The following is an 18,206-nucleotide window of genomic DNA, read 5'->3' as shown; positions in this document are numbered from 1 at the left end:
CTTGCCTTATCCCTCGCCTAAACATCTGAGCGCCACTTCCAGGTTCCGCAGCCCGTCCTCGCCGGTCACCGCCGGGGTCTCGCCCGTGCGGATGGCGTGGGCGAAGGCTTCGAGTTCCTTCTTCAGCGGTTCGTTGGGCCAGCTCATGACGCCGCGGGTGGAGTAGGACCCGTCCGGTTGCTGGCCGAAGTATTCGGTGACCTGGCGGGTCATCAGGTCGGCGACCACGAACTTGTTCGGCGTGGCGACCTGCAGGGTGCGGGTCTTGTAGGGCGTGACCCAGTTGGTGGTGATGTGGGCGATGGCGCCGGACGCCAGCCGGAACTGCAGCAGGGCGGTGTCCTCGCGGTCCGCCTTGGTGCGGGCCAGCTGGGGCTGGATCTCGACGATCTCGCTGCCGGTCAGATGGCGGATGATGTCGATGTCGTGGACCGCCAGGTCGATGACCACGCCCACCTCGCCCATGCGCGGCGGAAAGGGGCCGACGCGGGTGATCTGGATGGAGATGATCTGCTCGTCCGCCACGGCGCGCTTGACCGCCTCGACCGCAGGATTGAACCGCTCCACCTGACCGACCATCAGCACGCGGTCGTTCGCCTTGGCCGCGTCGATCAGGCGCTGGGCGTCGGCGACCGTCGCGGCGATCGGCTTTTCGACCAGCACATGGACGCCGCGTTCCAGCAGGGCGACCCCCACGTCGCCGTGGGTCCGGTTCGGGGTGGCGATGACGGCGGCGTCCAGCCCGGCGTCGGCGAACGCCTGGACGGTGTCCACGCCCGTCGCGCCATAGACCTCGCCCACCCCCCGGGCCGTGGACGCGTCGGCGTCGAAGACGTGGGTCAGGTCGAAGTCGCGGATGTCGGCCAGGACGCGCGCATGGTTGCGGCCCATGACGCCGGCGCCGGCGACGCCGACCTTCAAGGGGGGATGCGAAGCGGTCATGGCGACCCTTCTAGCCTCAGCCGGCGAAGCTGGCGACCGCGGCGACCACCTTGTCCTGCGTCGCCTCGTCCAGGTCCGCATGCATGGGCAGGCTGATGACGACGTCCTTCAGCCGCTCGGTCACCTCCAGGCCGCCCGCGCCCTGCGGGAAGCGCGCATAGGCCGGCTGAAGGTGCAGCGGGATCGGATAATAGACTGCGGTCGGCACGCCCTGGGCCTTCAGGTGCGAGGCCAGGCCGTCGCGGTTCTCGTGCTCGATCGTGTACTGGGCCCAGTTGGACACGTTGCCCGCCGGCACGCGCGGCACCGCCGTCACGTGCGGGGCTAGAAGCTCACCATAGCGGGCCGCGATGCGCATCCGCCATTCGATCTCCTGCGGATAGACCGCCAGCTTCTCTATCAGGATGGCGGCCTGGATGGTGTCCAGGCGGCTGTTCATGCCGATGCGCATGGCCAGGTACTTCGGGTCGTGCTCGAACGCCGCTGCGCCGGCCTTCAGATCCTTGGCCACGACCTTCCCGTGGACGCGAAGGCTGTCCATCTCCTGCGCCAGATCCTCGTCGTCGGTCAGCACCGCGCCGCCGTCGCCGTAACAGCCCAGCGGCTTGGCCGGGAAGAAGCTGGCGGTGGTCACGTCGGCCCATTTGATCGGGTGGTCGCCGTCGATCGTGCAGCCGAAACCCTGGGCCGAGTCGGAGATCAGCTTCATCCCGTGGCGGTCGCAGACGGCCTTGATGGCCGGATAGTCCGCCGGCTGACCGAACAGATCGACGGCGATCACGACCTTGGGCGTCAGCTTGCCCTCGGCCTTCACCGCGGCGACGGCGGCTTCAAGCTTGACCGGGTCCATGTTGTAGGTGTCGGGGTCGACGTCGACGAAGATCGGGGTCGCGCCCAGCCAGGGCACGATCTCGCCGGTCGCGGTGAAGGTGAAGCTGGGCACGAAGACCGCGTCGCCGGTGCGGATGCCCCAGGCGATCAGCGGCAGGATCAGGGCGTCCGTGCCGTTGGCGCAGCCCAGGGCGTGCCTGGCCTGGCCGAAGGCCGCCAGCTGTTCCTCGAACTGCTTCACCTGCGGGCCCATGACCCAGGCCCCGCCGGTCACGGCGTCCTGGACCGCCGCCTCGATGGCGCCGTTCAGGCGAAGGCGCTGGGCCTGAAGGTCGATGAAGGCGATCGTCATGCCGGAAGTCTCCAAGGTTCCGGCGCGGCTATAGCGAACCGGGTTCCCCCCGCCAAATCCGGGGGCGTCACATCGCGTTGCGGGTTGCAACGGTCCGCGTTAGGACCGGGGGCCGCGCGGTGCGGCCCGAGGGCGTAGAGTTTGCAGTCGACCGACGCGGCGGTGGTTCCCGCCGCCTTTCTGGACCGAGACGGCGTCCTGATCGAGGACGTGGGCTATCCGCATCGGGAGGATCAGCTGCGCTTCATGCCGGGAGCGGCCGAGGCGGTGCGGAGGCTGAACCGGCTCGGATACCTCTGCGTCATCGTGACCAACCAGTCCGGCGTGGCGCGCGGCATGTTCTCTCTGGATCAGATGCACGCATTCAACGCCCTGATCGTGCGGCGACTGGCGGCCAAGGGCGGGGTCATCGGCGCGGTCTATGCCTGCCCCTATCACGCCGAGGCGACCGTCGACGAATGGCGGCACCCCGATCATCCGGAGCGCAAGCCCAACCCCGGCATGATCCTGCGCGCCATGGCCGAACACCGCATCGACCAGTCCCGGTCCTTCATGATCGGCGACCAGCCTTCGGACCAGGAGGCGGCCCGCCGGGCGGGCATTCCGGGGTTCCGGTTCGACGGCGGCAACCTGGACGACTACGTCCACGAGCTGTTCGGCGGCTAGATTTCAGCGAGTGATGAAATAGGGTGGGGTCATGACCCAGCCCTACGTCGACCGCCGCTTCACCAGCCCCGACGGGCTCAGCCTCTTTGCCCGCGACTACGCGCCGGGCGCGGGTCAGACGAAGCTTCCGGTGATCGCCATCCACGGCCTGACCCGCAACTCCGCCGACTTCGGCGCCATCGCGCCGGAGCTGGCGCGGGCGGGCCGTCGGGTGCTGGCCGTGGACGTGCGGGGGCGCGGGCTGTCCGACAGGGCGCCGGACCCCATGACCTATCAGCCGGCGGTCTATGCGAAGGACGTGTTGGCCCTGATGGAGCAGGCGGGGATCGAAAGAGCGGTCTTCCTGGGCACCTCCATGGGCGGGCTGATCACCATGGCCCTGGCGGCCGTTCGGTCCAAGGTCATCGCCGCAGCCGTCATCAACGACGTGGGCCCTGAGGTGGCCAAGGAGGGCCTGGCCCGCATCGCCGCCTATGCCGGCCAGCCGGTCGACACGCCGACGTGGGCGGCGGCGGCCGAGTATGCGAAGCGGCACAATGCGGTGGCCCTGCCGCACTATTCCGACGCCGACTGGGACGCCTTCGCCCGCCGCGTCTTCCGCGAGGGGCCGGACGGCGCGCCGATCCTGGACTACGACCCCGACATCTCCGTGCCGATCCGGGCGATGGGGGCCAAGGGCCTGGTCCCCAACCTGTGGCCCATGTTCGGCCGACTGGCGAAGGGGCGACCGACCCTGCTGATCAGGGGCGCCACGTCCGACCTGCTCAGTCCCGAGATCGCGGCGAAGATGCGCAAGCGCGCGCCGACCATGGCCTATGCCGAGGTGCCGGGCGTCGGCCACGCCCCGATGCTGGACGAGCCCGAGGCGAAGCGGGCGATCTTCGAGCTCCTGGCGGAAGTGGCGTGAAGCGAGACGGGCACCTGAAAAAAGCGGGCGCCCCGTGCACATTCCCGAAATGTGCACTCCAAAAAACAGAGTGCACATAGTGCACATTTGCGGGGGACGGAGGCGGCATCCGGTCAGACTGGCATGCGCCCGCGTCAGAAGCGGTCGTAGCGAACGTCGCCCGTCAGCCCGGCACGTTCGCCTCCAGCTCGTCCAGCCAGACCCGCGCGCTGGCGTCGGACGGGGCGCGCCAGTCGCCGCGCGGGCTCAGCGAGCCCCCCGTCACCACCTTCGGCCCGTTGGGCAGGGCCGAGCGTTTGAACTGGCTGGTCTGGAAAAAGCGGACCAAGAATTTCCGCAGCCAGTGCTTGATGGTCGCCAGGTCGTATTCGACCTTCTCGTCCTCCGGCGTGCCGGCGGGCCAGTGGCCGGTCGTCCGGTCCTTCCACGCCTGCCAGGCCAGGAAGGCGACCTTCGACGGCGTGAAGCCGTAGCGGCTGATGTGGAACAGGAAGAAGTCGTTCAGGGCATAGGGGCCGACGGTCTCCTCCGTCGACTGCATCTTCCCGTCCCTGGCCGGCACCAGTTCCGGCGAGATTTTGGTGTCCAGAATGGCGCGCAGGGTCGGGGTCGCCGCCTCGCCGACCAGCCCCGTGTCGGCGACCCAGCGGATCAGGTGGCGGATCAGCGTCTTCGGCACGCCCGAGTTCACGCCGTAGTGGCTCATGTGGTCGCCGACGCCATAGGTGGCCCAGCCCAGCGCCAGTTCGGACAGGTCGCCGGTCCCGACCACGAAGCCGCCGTGCAGGTTCGCCAGCCGGAACAGATAGTCGGTGCGCAGCCCCGCCTGCACATTCTCGTACGTGACGTCGTGCACCGCCTGCCCTTCGGCGGCGGGATGGCCGATCTCCTTCAGCATCAGCTCGGCCGTCGGACGGATGTCCAGCTCCTCGGCCGTGACGCCCAGCGCGCGCATCAGCGCCCAGGCGTTCGCCTTTGTCCCGTCCGATGTCGCGAAGCCCGGCAGGGTGTAGGCCCGGATGCCCGTCCTCGGCAGGCCCAGCCGATCGAAGGCGCGGCAGCAGACCAGCAGCGCCTGCGTCGAATCCAGCCCGCCCGAGACGCCGATGACGACCGTCTTTCCATCAGTCGCCTTCAGCCGCCGCATCAGACCCTGAACCTGGATGTTGAAGGCCTCGAAACAGTCCTGATCCAGTCGCTTGGGGTCGTCGGGCACGAAGGGGAAGCGGTCGAGGGGACGGCGGAGGTCGGAGGCCATGAGGCGGTACGGGAGCTTGAACGCCTCGCGCTGGATTTCACCCGGCTCCAACTCCCGTCGCGCGGCGTCCGCAAAGGTCCCGTTCCGCAGGCGGTCGGCCCCGATGCGATCCACGTCCACGTCGCAGATCGTGAGCCCGCCCGTCAGACTGAAGCGGTCGCCTTCAGCCAGCCTGGCGCCCAGCTCGTGCACGGTCGACTGGCCGTCCCAGGCCAGATCGGTCGTGCTCTCCCCCCAACCGGAGGCGGTGAAGACATAGGCCGCCATGGCTCGGGCCGACTGGCTGGCGCAAAGCATCGCCCTCTCCTCCGCCTTGCCGATCACGATGTTGGAAGCGGACAGGTTGAGGAGGATGCGTGCGCCCCCGAGGGCTTGGCGGGTCGATGGGGGGATCGGAGCCCAAAAGTCCTCGCAGATCTCCACGCCGAAGGTGAAGCCGGGGCGATCTTCGTCGAAGAAGACCGCGTTCTGGGCCATCACGCCCGACTCGCCCGCAAAACTCAGCTCGGCATCGAACGCGAGCTCGGTGGCCGGCGAGAACCACCGCTTCTCGTAATACTCGCGATAATTCGGCAGGTAGGTTTTGGGGATGACCGAGTCGATGTTCCCGTTCGCCATCACCAAGGCGCAGTTGTAGAGGGCGTCGCCGGCGCGAACGGGCGCTCCCAGCACGGCGACCAGCCCCGCGACCCGAACGGCCTCGGCCACCCGCAGCGCCTGCCGCTCCACCTCGTCGAGCAGCGCCGCCTGCATGTGCAGATCGTCCAGCGCATAGCCGCTCAGGCTCAGTTCGGGGAAGACGATCAGGTCCACGCCCTGCTTGGCCGCCTGCTCGATCAGGCGGATGTGCTCGTCGGCGTTGGCCACGGGGTCGGCCGTGTGCACCACCGGCGTGGCGGCGGCCACGCGCACGAAGCCGTGGGTGCGCGGGCTGAAGAAGGGGTGGGGGCTCGCCATCAAACTTTCCGCTCATCCCCGCGGAAGCGGGGACCCAGTGAGAGCAACTCGCTCGGCCTCGGGCCGCGACTTCTGCTCATACAGGCACAAACAGCGACGCCAAAGGACTGGGTCCCCGCTTTCGCGGGGATGAGCGGTGGTTTAGGTGCAGTCAGCATGACCGACGCACCCAAGAAGGGCTGGCTCTCCCGGCTGACGGAGGGGCTTTCCCGCTCCTCGAAACAGATGACCGACCAGGTCGTCTCGGCCTTCGTGAAGGAGCCGCTGAGCGAGGCCGCGCTGGAGGGGCTGGAGGAGCATCTGCTGGAAAGCGATCTCGGTCCGGCCGCGACCGATCGGATCGTCGCCCGCTTCCGCGAGCTGCGCTTCAACGCCGGGGCGAACGAGCGCGAAGTGAAGGAGGCGCTGGCCGACGCGGTGCACGCCGAACTGGCGAACCATCAGGCCTCCTATGAGCCGCTGACGGGGCCGAAGCCCTTCGTGACCCTGTTCGTCGGCGTCAACGGCTCGGGCAAGACGACGACGCTGGGCAAGATCGCCGCCGACCTGACGGGGCAGGGGGCCAAGGTCATGATCGTGGCCTGCGACACCTTCCGCGCCGCCGCCCGCGAACAGCTGAAAGTGTGGGCCGAGCGCGCGGGCGCCACCTTCGAGAGCCGCCGCGACGGCGCGGACGCGGCCGGTCTGGCGTTCGACGCCTTCACCCGGGCCAAGGCGGAGGGGTTCGACGTCGTTCTGATCGACACCGCCGGTCGGCTGCAGAACAAGTCGGCCCTGATGGACGAGCTGCTGAAGATCGTGCGCGTGCTGAAGAAGGTCGATCCGGACGCCCCGCACGAGACGCTGCTGGTGCTGGACGCGACCGTGGGCCGCAATGCGCTGGAGCAGGAGAAGATCTTCGGCCGCACGGCCTACGTCTCCGGCCTGGTCATGACCAAGCTGGACGGCACGGCGCGCGGCGGGGTTCTGGTGCCCGTGGCCCAGGCCTCGGACGCGCCGATCAAGCTGATCGGGGTGGGCGAGGGGATCGAGGATCTGCAACCCTTCGACGCGCGGGCCTTTTCCCGCTCGCTGGTCGGATTGGAGGACGCGGCGTGAGCGAGATGGCGAACAAGCCGGCGTCGACCGTGCGTCAGCTGGTGGATTTCGGGGCGCTGCTGGCCTTCATGGCGGCCTATGCCGTCAACCGGTTCGTGCGCGGACTGGAAGGGGACCAGGCGCTGGTCCAGGCGACCTGGGTGCTGGTCGGCGCCTCGGCGATCGCGCTGCTGGTCGGCTGGATCGTGGAGCGGCGTCTGGCGCCCCTGCCGCTGCTGGCCGGCGGCTTCGCCCTGATCTTCGGCGCGCTGACGCTGATCTTCAACGATCCCGTTCTGCTGAAGATCAAGCTGACGATCCAGAACGGCCTTCTGGCCGCCGTTCTGCTGGGCTCGCTGCCGTTCGGCAAATACCCGTTCAAATACCTGCTGGAGAGCGCCTTCCGCCTGACGGAAGAGGGCTGGCGCGGGCTGACCCTGCGCTACGGCCTCTATTTCGCGGCGGTGGCGATCGTGAACGAAATTGTCTGGCGCACCCAGACCGACGACGTCTGGGTCGCCTTCCGCGGCGGTCTGTGGATCGCCTCGGCCGCCTTCGGCATCTGGCAGGTGTTCTTCATCATGAAGCATCTGATCAAGGACGACGACGTTCCGCCCACGGCGCCCGATCCGGGTCTTTGATCTTTCCGCGGTTCGTCCGTCGTCAAACCGTAAAACGCGACTGCTAACCCTCTGACGACTCGGGTTCAGGGGTGCGCGTGATGGTGAAGTCCGGCAAACAGGCGCGGCGGCAGGGGGCCCTGGCCGACTCGCCCAGCCATCAGATGCATCGTGCGCTGCAGCTGGCGCTGGACGTCTATGCCGAAGAAGTAGGCGCCGACGGCCCGACCCAGCGGCAGTTCGCCGTGCTGGAGGCCGTGTCGGTCCAGGCCGGGCTGACCCAGACCGACCTGGTCAAGGCCACCGGCATCGACCGCTCCACCCTGGCCGACCTGGTGTCGCGGATGACGGCCAAGGGCCTTTTGGAACGCGAGCGTTCGGCGCTGGACGCCCGCGCCATGGCGGTGCGCCTGTCGGCGGCCGGCGCGGCGATGCTGGAGGCCGCTCGGCCCCGCGTTCTGGCGGCGGACAAGCGCATCATGGGCCTGCTGCCCAAGGGCAAGCGCGAGGCCTTCCTGGAGATGCTGTCCGAACTGGCCGCCGCCGCCGACGCCGCGCCGGAGCAGGCGAAACTGGCCGCCAAGGCCGAGAAGAAGCGGCTGAAGGACCAGCGCAAGGCCGAGAAGGCCGCGAAGAAGTCGGACAGGCCCGGCAAGACTGAAAAGCCGAAGAAGCCCAAGAAGGCCGCCAAGCCGGTCGATCAGGCGGCCTGATCTAGGCCGGATTCGGCGCGCAGACGGCGCGGAATCCCGCCGCCGCGAACCGCACCATGTAGTCGCAGGCGCTCTCCAGATCGCCGGACCGGCACAGGCCGCCCGACAGGCGATCCAGCCGCCCGGTCTCGCCCAGCGTCAGCGTCAGGGCGCCCGACAGGTTGTGATAGGCCCAATAGAGATCGACTTCCCGGGCGTCGGGCAGAACCTGCTTGATCAGCTCGATCAGCCGACGGATGGCGGGGTCGAAATAGCGGGCCATGGTCTCGCCGCCGAAGGTGGGATTGGCGTTGGTCTGGGCCACAAGCGCCGAATAGTGCTTCCACCCCGGCCCGCCCTTCAGCGACCACTGGAACGGCGGGCGCAGGAAGGCCTCCAGAAGACCCTCCAGCGTCATTCCATCGGGGCCGGGATCGCGCGCATAGCGGTCCACCGCCGCGACCCGCTCGTTGTTCCACAGTTCCGCCCGGCGCTGGAACACCGCGTCGAACAGCTCGCGCTTGGATCCGAAGTAGTAGTGCACCAGGGCCGTGTCGACGCCCGCCTCGCGCGCCACCTCGCGGATGGTGACGCCATAGAAGCCGTGCTTGGAGAAGAGATCCTCGGCGGCGTCGAGGATGGATTCCGACGTGTCGCCGGCCGCGGCCTGGGCCTTGCGGGGGCGTCCGCGCTTGCCGGTCGGCGCGTCGGCGGGCGGGGCGTCGAGTTTGGTCATGGGGCCAGCTTGGCCCGCCGACCGGCGGTGTGCAACGGCGCCACACCCCGCCCGGCTCATGCCGCAACGGAACCTCGGCCGTTTGACAGACCCCGGAAAGCGGTTACTTTCGCCGAAAATCATTGAACGCTGAATAAAAGCGTCATGGGCTGAAACATCAGGAACTGGGGTTCATCATGAGAAAATTCGTCAAGGCCGCCCTCTTCGCGGGCGCCGCCTGGAGCGCCATGGCCGGCATGGCCGCCGCACAGGACGCGCCGTCGCAGGATCCGGAAGCCACGGTCGACGAGATCATCGTCACCGCCCGTCGCCGCGACGAGGCGCTGAAGGACGTGCCGGTCGCCGTCTCGGCCCTGTCGGCGGAGCAACTGGAGCAGACGGGCGCGGCCGACATCACCGCCCTGCAGCAGCAGACGCCGAACGCCACCGTCCAGATCGCCCGCGGCTCCAACTCCACCCTGATCGCCTTCATCCGCGGCGTCGGCCAGCAGGATCCGCTGTGGGGCTTCGAACCCGGCGTCGGCCTGTACGTCGACGACGTCTACATCGCCCGTCCGCAGGGCGCCGTGCTGGACGTGTTCGACGTGCAGCGCATCGAGGTGCTGCGCGGTCCGCAAGGCACCCTCTACGGCCGCAACACCGTCGGCGGCGCCATCAAATACGTCACCCAGCGTCTGGCTCCGGAGAACGAGCTGAGCCTCAAGGGCTCGTTCGGCAGCTTCAACCAGGTCGATTTCCTGGCCATGGGCAGCGGTCCGCTGACCGACACGCTGCGCGTCGGCGGGGCCTTCGCCAAATACACGCGCGACGGCTACGGCACGAACGTCAACACCGGCGCCGAGCACTACGACAAGGACGTCGAAGCCTTCCGCTTCTCGGCTGAGTGGACCCCCAACGACGACGTCTTCGTCCGCGTGGCCTACGACCTGATGAACGACGATTCCAACCCGCGGCACGGCCACCGCGAGCTGGCCGGCGCCCTGCCGGACGGCGCCGTGCAGGGCAGCGTCTACGACACCAACGCCGGCGTCGGCGACGTCAACTCGGTCGAGACCAAGGGCTGGTCGATGACCATCCAGGGCCGAGTTTCGGACAACTGGACGCTGAAGGCGATCGCCGCCCGCCGCGACGGCCGCACCGACACCGTCATCGACTTCGACAACACGCCGCGTCCGACGCTGGACATCCCGGCCTATTACGAGGACGAACAGACCACGCTCGAGTTCCAGGGCCTGTTCGAGTACGACCGCATCCAGGGCGTGATGGGTCTGTTCTACCTGGACGGCCACGCCGAGGGCGCCTTCGACACCATCCTGGGCAACGCCGGCATCGTGATCGGCACCGGCGGCTTCGTCGACACGACCTCGATCTCGGCCTACGTCGACGTCAACCTGGACCTGACCGATCGCCTGCACCTGTCGCTGGGCGGCCGCTACACGCTGGACGACAAGACCGGCGACGTGTTCCGCGCCAACTATCTGGGGGCCACGCGGTCGCCGCTGCTGGGCGGGACGGTCCGGGCGCCGCTGCTGGTCCGCACGGACTACACGGCCTCCAAGCAGTTCGATCAGTTCACGCCCAAGGTGGCGCTGTCCTACGACTTCTCGGACGACGTCACCGGCTATGTGTCCTTCTCGCAGGGCTTCAAGTCCGGCGGTTTCGACATGCGCGGCGACGCGGTGTTCACGCCGAACACCGTCAACGGCTATGATCCGGAGACCGTCGACAGCTATGAGGCCGGTCTGAAGGGCCGGGTCGGTCCGCTGTCGTTCAGCTCGGCCATCTTCATGAACGAGTATCAGGACCAGCAGGTCACGACCCAGGTCCCGGCCGTCGGCGGCATCGCCAGCTTCGTCGACAACGTGGGTCAGTCGACCTTCTACGGCGCCGAGTTCGAAGGCTCGCTGTTCCTGACGGAAAACCTGACCGCCAACTTCGCGGTCGGTTATCTGAACTCCGAGTTCGACGAGTTCCTGCGCTACAACCTCGGCACCATGACCTTCGAGGACATCTCCAGCCAGGTCGTCCTGCAGAACGCGCCGGAATGGACGGGCTATCTGGGCCTGACCTGGAACAGTCAGGTCGCGGGCGGCGATCTGACCGTCATCCCGTCGGTCAGCTGGCGCGACGACTACAGCCAGTTCGAGTTCCCGAACCCGATCCTGGACCAGGAGGGCTTCGCCCTGGTCGACCTGTCGGCCACCTGGACCTATGACCGGCTGACCTTCGGCGTCTACGGCAAGAACCTGACGGACGAGGAGTACCGCGTGGGCGGCTACAACTTCCCCGGCGCGCTCTTCGACAACTCGGTGATCGGCTACTACGGCCCGCCGCGCACGGTCACCGCCTCGGTCACGGTCAACTTCTGATCCTTCGACCATCCTGAACGACTGGGCGGCGCATCTCCGGATCGCCGCCCATTTTTCTTTCCGGACCCGCTTGCTAGGGTTCCGACGAAGTGCCCGGGGAGGGGCCGCCCATGACCGACGCCGCCGCCAAAGATCCCGCCGCGAACCCCGGCCATCGCGTCTATGTGCTGGCGCTGTTGATGGTGGTCTACACCTTCAACTTCATCGACAGGCAGATCCTGGCGATTCTGGTCCCCTACATCCAGGCGGACCTGAAGTTCACCGACGGCCAACTGGGCCTGCTGGGCGGCCCCGCCTTCGCCGTCGTCTATTCCACTCTCGCCCTGCCCATCGCATGGTTGGCCGACCGCATCAGCCGCGTCTCGATCGTCTCGGTGTCGTTGGCTGTGTGGAGCGGCTTCACCGCGCTGTGCGGGGCGATGACCGGTTTCTGGGGCCTGTTCGGCGCCCGGATGGGCGTGGGCGTGGGCGAGGCGGGAGGCGTGGCGCCGTCTTACTCGCTCGTCGCCGACTACTTTCCCAAGTCGCAGCGCGCCCGGGCGCTGGCCTTCTATTCCTTCGGCGTGCCGATCGGCACGGCCCTGGGCTATCTGTTCGGCGGCCTTCTGGCCGAGCGGATCGACTGGCGAATGGCCTTCATGATCGTGGGCGGCGTGGGCGTTTTGCTGGCGCCGCTGCTGAAGTTCACCGTGAAGGACCCGATCCGCGGCGGCTTCGACCGGGTCGCCCCGGCCGAGGGCGTCCCGGCCACCGCGCCCCCCAAGGCCGCAAGCTTCGGCCAGGTCTGGGGCGTTCTGCTGCGCAAGCCCAGCTTCTGGTTCCTGTCGTTCGGCGCCGCCTGTTCGTCCGTCTACGGCTACGGCGCGGCCTTCTGGCTGCCCAGCTTCTTCCAGCGCTCCATGGGAATGGAGGGCGAGGAGCGGGCCCTCTACATCGCCGGCATCGCGTTTCTGGGCGGCACCGTCGGCATCTGGCTGGGCGGCTGGCTGGCCGACAAGCTGGGCCGGGGCGTCCGGCGCGCGGCCTACCCCCTGGTCCCGGCGATCGGCTTCATCATCGCCGTGCCGCTGTTCTTCCTGGCCATGAACGTCGAGGACAAGTGGCTGGCCTTCGCCCTGTTCCTGATCCCCCAGGCGCTCAGCCTGGCGTGGCTGGGCCCGGTCGTGACCGCTGTCCAGCACCTGGTGCCCGCGCACATGCGGACGACCGCCTCGGCCAGTTTCCTGCTGATCAACAACCTCGTCGGCATCGGCCTGGGCATCTATCTGCTCGGCGCCGTTTCGGACTATCTGACGCCGCGTTTCGCCGAAGAGGCCCTGCGCTATTCGCTGTACGTCGGCCAGTGGTTCTACGCGCTCGCCGCCATCCTGCTGATCGTCGCGGCGCGCAGCCTGCGGCGCGACTGGGTCGACTGAGCCGGACCGGGTCGGGGGCGGTTGCGCCGCTCTCGACCCGCCGCCTATAAGCGCCCCGACTTCCTCCTCCCCGATCGGCGGCGCATTCCATGAACATCCACGAATACCAGGCCAAGCAGGTCCTCAAGGGCTTCGGTGTGCCCGTCGCCGAGGGCGTCGCCATCACTTCCGCGGACCAGGCCGAGGCCGCCGCGAAGCAGCTGCCCGGGCCGCTGTGGGTGGTGAAGAGCCAGATCCACGCCGGCGGGCGCGGCAAGGGCCGGTTCAAGGAGCTGGGTTCCGACGCCAAGGGCGGCGTCCGGCTGGCCTTCTCGATCGAGGACGTGGTCAAGAACGCCCGCGAGATGCTGGGCTCGACCCTGGTCACCGCCCAGACCGGCGACGCCGGCAAGCAGGTGAACCGCCTCTATGTCGAGGACGGCGCCGACATCGCCCGTGAACTGTATCTGTCGATCCTGGTCGACCGCGCCCACGGCCAGGTGGCCTTCGTGGTCTCGACCGAGGGCGGCATGGACATCGAGCAGGTCGCCCATGACACGCCGGAGCGCATCCAGACGGTCGTGATCGACCCCACCGCCGGCGTGACCGACGCCGACGTGGCGGCCCTGTCGTCGGCGCTGAAACTGGACGGCGCGGCGGCCGAGGATGCGAAGTCGCTGTTCCCGGCGCTCCACAAGGCCTTCGTCGAGAAGGACATGTCGATGCTGGAGGTCAATCCGCTGATCGTCATGGAGAACGGCCGTCTGCGCGTGCTGGACGCCAAGGTCAGCTTCGACGGCAACGCCCTGTTCCGCCACAAGGACGTCCAGGAACTGCGCGACGTGACCGAGGAGGATCCCAAGGAGATCGAGGCCTCGAAGCACGACCTGGCCTACATCGCCCTGGACGGCACGATCGGCTGCATGGTCAACGGCGCCGGCCTGGCCATGGCGACGCTGGACATCATCAAGCTGTACGGCGCCGAGCCGGCCAACTTCCTGGACGTCGGCGGCGGCGCGTCGAAGGAGAAGGTCACGGCGGCCTTCCGCATCATCACCTCCGACCCGAACGTCGAGGGCATCCTGGTCAACATCTTCGGCGGCATCATGCGCTGCGACATCATCGCCGAGGGCGTGGTGGCCGCGGTCAAGGAAGTCGGGCTGAAGGTGCCGCTGGTCGTCCGTCTGGAAGGCACCAACGTGGAGCTGGGCAAGCAGATTCTGCGGGACAGCGGCCTGAACGTGATCCCGGCCGACGACCTGGCCGACGCGGCGGAGAAGATCGTGGCGGCGGTGAAGGGGTGATGCTCCGGGCCGGCCTGTTCGTCGTCGGCCTCCTGTGCGGCGGTTGCTCACAGGCCCCCGCCAACGACTCCGTCCAGGATCCCGCCGACGGCATTGAGCTCTTTACGGCGGCCTGCGTGGGGACAACGTCGGACAAAGCGCGCCTGGCCGAACTCGCTGAGCGCAGCGGCTGGGCGCCTCTGCCGTTCAGCGCCGGCCCGGGTGGCCCAGACTGGGGGCTTGGCTATGATCTGAGTTGGGCGCGCGTCATGTTGGCCGGACGTGATCATGAAGTCCGACGCACCGATCCTTCGGGGCGAGCGGGCACTCAACAGCGCAATGTAGTCTGCGCCGTTGACGCGCGAACCACGCCGTCAGACTGGGAGACGCGTCTCGCGGACGAAGCCGATCGTCTGGACCTCGCCCCCTCAGGTGTTCCCATATCTGCGATGCGGCCGGATGTCCGGAGCGCCGCTGTTGCCAAGATCTGGGGTGAGCCGGGCCGTCGCGTCCTGCTGGCTTACGAACGGGCCGATGGCACCTTCGTCGTGGAAATGACGACTTTCCTTCCCCTTGTGTCCACCGACTGAGTTCACGGTCCGGATTCGACACATGAGACTTCCCCTTCTCACCCTCTCCGCCCTGCTGCTGGCCACGCCCGCTGCGGCCGATCCGTACGACGATTTTCTGGAGCTGTGCGTGGCCCCCGCGGGCGACGTGGCGGCGGCGCAAGGCAAGGCCCGCGCGGCCGGGTTCGCCGACGCCCCGGCCGAAGTGGCCCAGACCTTCCGCCTGCCGGACTTCCCCGACGCCGTCGCCCTGATGCGGGGAGAGGGCGCGGCCATGGAGATCTTCGTCGCCGGCACGGCGCCCCGGCCGGACTTCGGCGCCATGACCGGCACGACCTGCATCGTCGTGGCCCCGGGGCTGGACGCGCGCTCGGCCGAGGCGCGGCTGGAGACCAAGCTGGGCTTCCCCGCCTTCACCGACGGCGCGGCGGACGCGCCGATGTGGTATCTGACCGGCGGGCCGGACGCGTGGCGGTCGGAGCCTCAGCTGGTCGGGGCCGACGACGCGGGCATCGCCGCGGTCGCCCGGGCCCGCCCGGTCTCCATCTTCGCCGTCTTGCCGGTGGGGCAGGGCGCCGGCCTGATGTACGGAACCCTGAAATGACCCGAGTTCTTCTCGCCGTGATCGCCTCCGTCCTGGCCGCGGCGCCTGTCCGGTCGCAGGAGGTTTCGCCTCCGCCGCCCGTCAGGATCGGCCCTGCGCCGGCCGTCGATGAGGCCGCCACCGCGCGCTACCTGGCCGACTTCACCAGGCTGTGTCTGGACACCGCGGGCGAGCGCGCGGCGGTCCGCGCGGCGGTGTCGGCGGCCGGTTGGGGCGAGGTCCCCGCCGACGCCTTCCAAAGCGATGAGGCCGTCGATCTGGCGGCCTGGAGGGCTCCGGGCGGGGACGGCGCGACCTTGTTGACCTCGGCGTCGCGGCCCGGAGACGTCGCCGACGGCCTGATCGTCCGGACGTGCATCCTGCAGCCCGCCGGCGGCTCGGCGGGTCCGCGCTCGCGGCTTCAGGCGACGACGACGACCGCGATCGGCCTGCCGGGCACGCCCTCGGGCGGCAATGTGGTCTGGATCCTGTCGGGGGACGCGCGAGCGGGATTCCGGGACGAGCGGGCGGCCTTCGCGGCCGCCGGCTCGGCCGAAGCGGGAATGGCGCTGGGTCTCGATCGCCCCATCCTGATGCTGACTCTTGTCGGCGCCGACGGCGACGCGGGTCTGGCCCTGATGCGTCTCTCCGCGGAGTGAGCGCAACGGCTCCGCTTTGCGGCGGGCCTGTGGACGGTTAGAGTGGCGGCAGACCGGGGGGACCGGTTCGCAATCATCATCGAGGCTGTTCCTATGTTTTCTCTTCGCGCGCCCCTGAAGACGGGCGTTCTGACCGCTTGCGCCGTGGCCTGTCTGGCCGTGGCCGCTCCCGCCGCCGCCCAGGATCCGACCTTCGAGACCTTCCGCGACATCTGCATCGCCGGCGACGGCGACGCCGCCAAGGCGGCCTCGGTCGTGGAGGCCGACGGCGGCTGGATGACGCTGGACCCCGCCATGTTCGGATCCGACGCGCCGTTCGAAAACCTGAAGGCCTGGATGAAGCCCGCGGGGGCCGGCTTCAATCTGGTCATGACCGGCGACATGTCCGAGCCGATGGACGGCATGGTCGGCATGGAAATGAACATGACCGTCTGCGCCGTCGGCGCCCAGCCGGCCGACGCGGCGGCCCTGGAGGCCGAGATCAAGCGCTTCACCGGCGCCCAGGCCCCGGCGCCCGACATGGATACCCCGGAGTTCCGCGGCTATGTGGTGGCCATCGACGGCGGCCGGCCGGTGCCGGTCGATCCCAACATCACGACGGAAGGTCTCGGCGCCCGTCTGATGACCGGCGAGCTGCGCATCCTCATGGTCGGCGAACAGGGCGGCGTCGCCATGGCCATGTACATGGAGCCCAAAGCCCAGTGATCGGAGCGGGGCGCGCCATCGCGTCTGCATCATGAAGGAAGGGGCGGCGTCGATGGGCGCCGCCCCTTTTCGTTTGCGCCGACGGGGTGGCGCGCGCCGCCGCCTTCGCTTATTCACCCGCCCGGCGGCGCTGGTCGCCGACCTCCCCGCGCCGCGATCCGAAGGCCCCGAATGTCCATTCTCGTAGACAAGAACACCAAGGTCATCACCCAGGGCATCACCGGCGCCCAGGGCACCTTCCACACGGAACAGGCCATCGCCTACGGCACCCAGGTCGTCGGCGGCGTGACGCCCGGCAAGGGCGGGATGATGGTGCTCGAGGACGTGCCGGTGTTCGACACCGTCAAGGAGGCCGTGGAGAAGACCGGCGCGACCGCTTCGGCCATCTATGTGCCGCCGCCCTTCGCGGCCGCCGCCATTCTCGAGGCGATCGAGGCCGAGGTGCCGCTGATCATCTGCATCACCGAGGGCATCCCGGTGCTGGACATGGTCAAGGTGAAGGCGCGCCTGGACCGCTCCAGCTCGCGTCTGATCGGGCCGAACTGCCCGGGCGTGCTGACGCCGGGCGAATGCAAGATCGGCATCATGCCGGGCAGCATCTTCAAGAAGGGCTCGGTGGGCGTGGTCTCGCGTTCGGGCACCCTGACCTATGAGGCGGTGTTCCAGACCTCCAACGCCGGTCTGGGCCAGACCACGGCCGTCGGCATCGGCGGCGACCCGGTCAAGGGCACCGAGTTCATCGACGTGCTGGAGATGTTCCTGGCCGACGACGCGACCGAATCCATCATCATGATCGGCGAGATCGGCGGTTCTGCCGAGGAAGACGCCGCCCAGTTCCTGATCGACGAGGCGAAGAAGGGCCGCAAGAAGCCCATGGCCGGCTTCATCGCGGGCCGCACCGCCCCTCCCGGCCGCACCATGGGCCACGCCGGCGCCATCGTTTCGGGCGGCAAGGGCGGCGCCGACGACAAGATCGCGGCCATGGAGGCGGCGGGCATCCGAGTCTCGCCGTCGCCGGCTGCGCTGGGGGAGACCCTGCTGGCGGCGCTGAAGGGCTGACGTCGTCAGGCTTCGTCGGTTGACGAGGTCGGGCGTCTGTTGCCTGATCCCGGCATCGAAACCGGGAGGACGCCCATGCGCACCCTGCTTCTCGCCGCTCTCCTGCCGGCCGTCGCCGCCTGCGCGCCTGCGCTCGCCCAGGATCCGCCCGCCACGCCTCCAAGGCAAGATGGGCCCCTGTACGTCACCTTGAGGGGGACCTACGTCGGCAAGCAGATCGGCATCGCCGCCGACGGCCGGATGATCGAGGAGCGGCGCTTCACCTTCCCGCCGCCGGGGGCCGAGGACCGGCTGACGGTCGGCTGGGGCCCTGCGGGCGCCGCCCGGCTGCGGGTCGTGATCGAGGGCTGTCCGGAGGCATGGGAGCGGGACGTGGCCGTCGCCCCGTTCAAGTCGGCGTCGCTCATTTTCGACGGCTGCGAGATCGAGGCCCTCCATCCCGAGTGACTTGCGCGAAATTCCGCGCATTTCGCCAAGCTTCGGTCATGACCCGTGAGCAATTGGCGCTTATATGAGCGCCGGCCCGGCGCGGACGCGCCGTGCGCGG

The 18,206-nt window shown here is 68.7% G+C and carries 18 protein-coding genes; 14 read left to right on the top strand and 4 right to left on the bottom strand.

From position 1 onward, the window contains the following. Positions 1-6: 6 nt before the first annotated feature. Positions 7-942 carry a Gfo/Idh/MocA family oxidoreductase gene (locus VGN45_RS01085; protein WP_327458392.1) on the bottom strand — a complete coding sequence of 312 codons (936 nt, stop codon included), beginning with the start codon at positions 940-942 and terminating at the stop codon, positions 7-9. A gap of 16 nt (positions 943-958) precedes the next feature. Then, entirely contained in the window at positions 959-2,125 is a 1,167-nt protein-coding gene (locus VGN45_RS01080; protein WP_327458390.1) for a DegT/DnrJ/EryC1/StrS aminotransferase family protein, read from the bottom strand. 141 nt (positions 2,126-2,266) lie between these two features. On the opposite strand from VGN45_RS01080, the gene VGN45_RS01075 reads away from it, so the two are divergent. Together VGN45_RS01075 and VGN45_RS01070 are read left to right on the top strand one after the other, a co-directional pair. Beyond that, positions 2,267-2,791, top strand: a complete 525-nt coding sequence (locus VGN45_RS01075; protein ID WP_327458388.1) for an HAD family hydrolase — start codon at positions 2,267-2,269, stop codon at positions 2,789-2,791. A gap of 31 nt (positions 2,792-2,822) precedes the next feature. Then, positions 2,823-3,698 carry an alpha/beta hydrolase gene (locus VGN45_RS01070; protein WP_327458386.1) on the top strand — a complete coding sequence of 292 codons (876 nt, stop codon included), beginning with the start codon at positions 2,823-2,825 and terminating at the stop codon, positions 3,696-3,698. A 163-nt stretch (positions 3,699-3,861) separates the two neighbouring features. Here the strand turns inward: VGN45_RS01070 and VGN45_RS01065 are convergent, their stop codons facing one another. After that, complete coding sequence (locus tag VGN45_RS01065) at positions 3,862-5,913, bottom strand: NAD(+) synthase (protein WP_327458384.1); 2,052 nt, start codon at positions 5,911-5,913, stop codon at positions 3,862-3,864. 156 nt (positions 5,914-6,069) lie between these two features. Here VGN45_RS01065 and ftsY point away from each other — a divergent pair, with 156 nt between their 5' ends. The 3 genes from ftsY (at position 6,070) to VGN45_RS01050 (ending at position 8,323) form a co-directional block, all read left to right on the top strand. Further along, complete coding sequence (ftsY, locus tag VGN45_RS01060; RefSeq protein WP_327458382.1) at positions 6,070-7,011, top strand: signal recognition particle-docking protein FtsY; 942 nt, start codon at positions 6,070-6,072, stop codon at positions 7,009-7,011. A gap of 5 nt (positions 7,012-7,016) precedes the next feature. Then, complete coding sequence (locus tag VGN45_RS01055) at positions 7,017-7,631, top strand: inner membrane-spanning protein YciB (protein ID WP_327458631.1); 615 nt, start codon at positions 7,017-7,019, stop codon at positions 7,629-7,631. 80 nt (positions 7,632-7,711) lie between these two features. Further along, positions 7,712-8,323, top strand: a complete 612-nt coding sequence (locus VGN45_RS01050) for a helix-turn-helix domain-containing protein (protein ID WP_327458380.1) — start codon at positions 7,712-7,714, stop codon at positions 8,321-8,323. 1 nt (position 8,324) lies between these two features. Here the strand turns inward: VGN45_RS01050 and VGN45_RS01045 are convergent, their stop codons facing one another. Next, positions 8,325-9,038, bottom strand: a complete 714-nt coding sequence (locus VGN45_RS01045) for a TetR/AcrR family transcriptional regulator (protein WP_327458378.1) — start codon at positions 9,036-9,038, stop codon at positions 8,325-8,327. A 176-nt stretch (positions 9,039-9,214) separates the two neighbouring features. On the opposite strand from VGN45_RS01045, the gene VGN45_RS01040 reads away from it, so the two are divergent. From VGN45_RS01040 to VGN45_RS01000, 9 genes are all read left to right on the top strand, one after another. Then, on the top strand, positions 9,215-11,407 hold the full coding sequence (locus tag VGN45_RS01040) for a TonB-dependent receptor (RefSeq protein ID WP_327458376.1): 2,193 nt from the start codon (positions 9,215-9,217) through the stop codon (positions 11,405-11,407). Between the two features lie 110 nt (positions 11,408-11,517). Continuing rightward, positions 11,518-12,822 (top strand): MFS transporter, encoded by a 1,305-nt coding sequence (locus VGN45_RS01035; RefSeq protein ID WP_327458374.1) that lies wholly within the window; start codon positions 11,518-11,520, stop codon positions 12,820-12,822. An 89-nt stretch (positions 12,823-12,911) separates the two neighbouring features. Beyond that, positions 12,912-14,105, top strand: coding sequence for an ADP-forming succinate--CoA ligase subunit beta (gene sucC, locus VGN45_RS01030; RefSeq protein ID WP_327458372.1), 1,194 nt, complete (start codon positions 12,912-12,914; stop codon positions 14,103-14,105). Beyond that, positions 14,105-14,674 (top strand): hypothetical protein, encoded by a 570-nt coding sequence (locus tag VGN45_RS01025; protein ID WP_327458370.1) that lies wholly within the window; start codon positions 14,105-14,107, stop codon positions 14,672-14,674. Before sucC ends, VGN45_RS01025 begins: the two co-directional genes overlap by 1 nt. A 22-nt stretch (positions 14,675-14,696) precedes the next feature. Further along, on the top strand, positions 14,697-15,257 hold the full coding sequence (locus VGN45_RS01020; protein WP_327458368.1) for a hypothetical protein: 561 nt from the start codon (positions 14,697-14,699) through the stop codon (positions 15,255-15,257). Further along, entirely contained in the window at positions 15,254-15,895 is a 642-nt protein-coding gene (locus tag VGN45_RS01015) for a hypothetical protein (RefSeq protein WP_327458366.1), read from the top strand. Before VGN45_RS01020 ends, VGN45_RS01015 begins: the two co-directional genes overlap by 4 nt. A gap of 93 nt (positions 15,896-15,988) precedes the next feature. Continuing rightward, positions 15,989-16,600 (top strand): hypothetical protein, encoded by a 612-nt coding sequence (locus VGN45_RS01010; protein WP_327458364.1) that lies wholly within the window; start codon positions 15,989-15,991, stop codon positions 16,598-16,600. 171 nt (positions 16,601-16,771) lie between these two features. Beyond that, on the top strand, positions 16,772-17,659 hold the full coding sequence (gene sucD / locus VGN45_RS01005) for a succinate--CoA ligase subunit alpha (protein WP_327458362.1): 888 nt from the start codon (positions 16,772-16,774) through the stop codon (positions 17,657-17,659). Positions 17,660-17,734: 75 nt separating this feature from the next. After that, the gene (locus VGN45_RS01000) at positions 17,735-18,106 is read left to right on the top strand and encodes a hypothetical protein (protein WP_327458360.1); all 372 of its coding nucleotides are present in this window, start codon (positions 17,735-17,737) and stop codon (positions 18,104-18,106) included. Positions 18,107-18,206 lie beyond the last annotated feature (100 nt).

Source organism: Brevundimonas sp., assembly GCF_035999125.1.
Taxonomy (GTDB): Bacteria; Pseudomonadota; Alphaproteobacteria; order Caulobacterales; family Caulobacteraceae; genus Brevundimonas.
Note: the sequence above shows the minus strand (reverse complement) of the source record. Positions and strands in the feature narration are given on the sequence as shown.

What these genes read in the sequence shown, in the direction of transcription:
- VGN45_RS01055 (WP_327458631.1), top strand. Translation starts at nt 7,017, where the DNA reads ATGGCGAACAAGCCGGCGTCGACCGTGCGTCAGCTGGTGGATTTCGGG.
- VGN45_RS01080 (WP_327458390.1), bottom strand. Translation starts at nt 2,125, where the DNA reads ATGACGATCGCCTTCATCGACCTTCAGGCCCAGCGCCTTCGCCTGAAC.
- VGN45_RS01050 (WP_327458380.1), top strand. Translation starts at nt 7,712, where the DNA reads ATGGTGAAGTCCGGCAAACAGGCGCGGCGGCAGGGGGCCCTGGCCGAC.
- VGN45_RS01070 (WP_327458386.1), top strand. Translation starts at nt 2,823, where the DNA reads ATGACCCAGCCCTACGTCGACCGCCGCTTCACCAGCCCCGACGGGCTC.
- VGN45_RS01040 (WP_327458376.1), top strand. Translation starts at nt 9,215, where the DNA reads ATGAGAAAATTCGTCAAGGCCGCCCTCTTCGCGGGCGCCGCCTGGAGC.
- sucC (WP_327458372.1), top strand. Translation starts at nt 12,912, where the DNA reads ATGAACATCCACGAATACCAGGCCAAGCAGGTCCTCAAGGGCTTCGGT.
- VGN45_RS01085 (WP_327458392.1), bottom strand. Translation starts at nt 942, where the DNA reads ATGACCGCTTCGCATCCCCCCTTGAAGGTCGGCGTCGCCGGCGCCGGC.
- ftsY (WP_327458382.1), top strand. Translation starts at nt 6,070, where the DNA reads ATGACCGACGCACCCAAGAAGGGCTGGCTCTCCCGGCTGACGGAGGGG.
- VGN45_RS01015 (WP_327458366.1), top strand. Translation starts at nt 15,254, where the DNA reads ATGACCCGAGTTCTTCTCGCCGTGATCGCCTCCGTCCTGGCCGCGGCG.
- VGN45_RS01025 (WP_327458370.1), top strand. Translation starts at nt 14,105, where the DNA reads ATGCTCCGGGCCGGCCTGTTCGTCGTCGGCCTCCTGTGCGGCGGTTGC.
- VGN45_RS01065 (WP_327458384.1), bottom strand. Translation starts at nt 5,913, where the DNA reads ATGGCGAGCCCCCACCCCTTCTTCAGCCCGCGCACCCACGGCTTCGTG.
- VGN45_RS01020 (WP_327458368.1), top strand. Translation starts at nt 14,697, where the DNA reads ATGAGACTTCCCCTTCTCACCCTCTCCGCCCTGCTGCTGGCCACGCCC.
- VGN45_RS01010 (WP_327458364.1), top strand. Translation starts at nt 15,989, where the DNA reads ATGTTTTCTCTTCGCGCGCCCCTGAAGACGGGCGTTCTGACCGCTTGC.
- VGN45_RS01045 (WP_327458378.1), bottom strand. Translation starts at nt 9,038, where the DNA reads ATGACCAAACTCGACGCCCCGCCCGCCGACGCGCCGACCGGCAAGCGC.
- VGN45_RS01035 (WP_327458374.1), top strand. Translation starts at nt 11,518, where the DNA reads ATGACCGACGCCGCCGCCAAAGATCCCGCCGCGAACCCCGGCCATCGC.
- sucD (WP_327458362.1), top strand. Translation starts at nt 16,772, where the DNA reads ATGTCCATTCTCGTAGACAAGAACACCAAGGTCATCACCCAGGGCATC.
- VGN45_RS01000 (WP_327458360.1), top strand. Translation starts at nt 17,735, where the DNA reads ATGCGCACCCTGCTTCTCGCCGCTCTCCTGCCGGCCGTCGCCGCCTGC.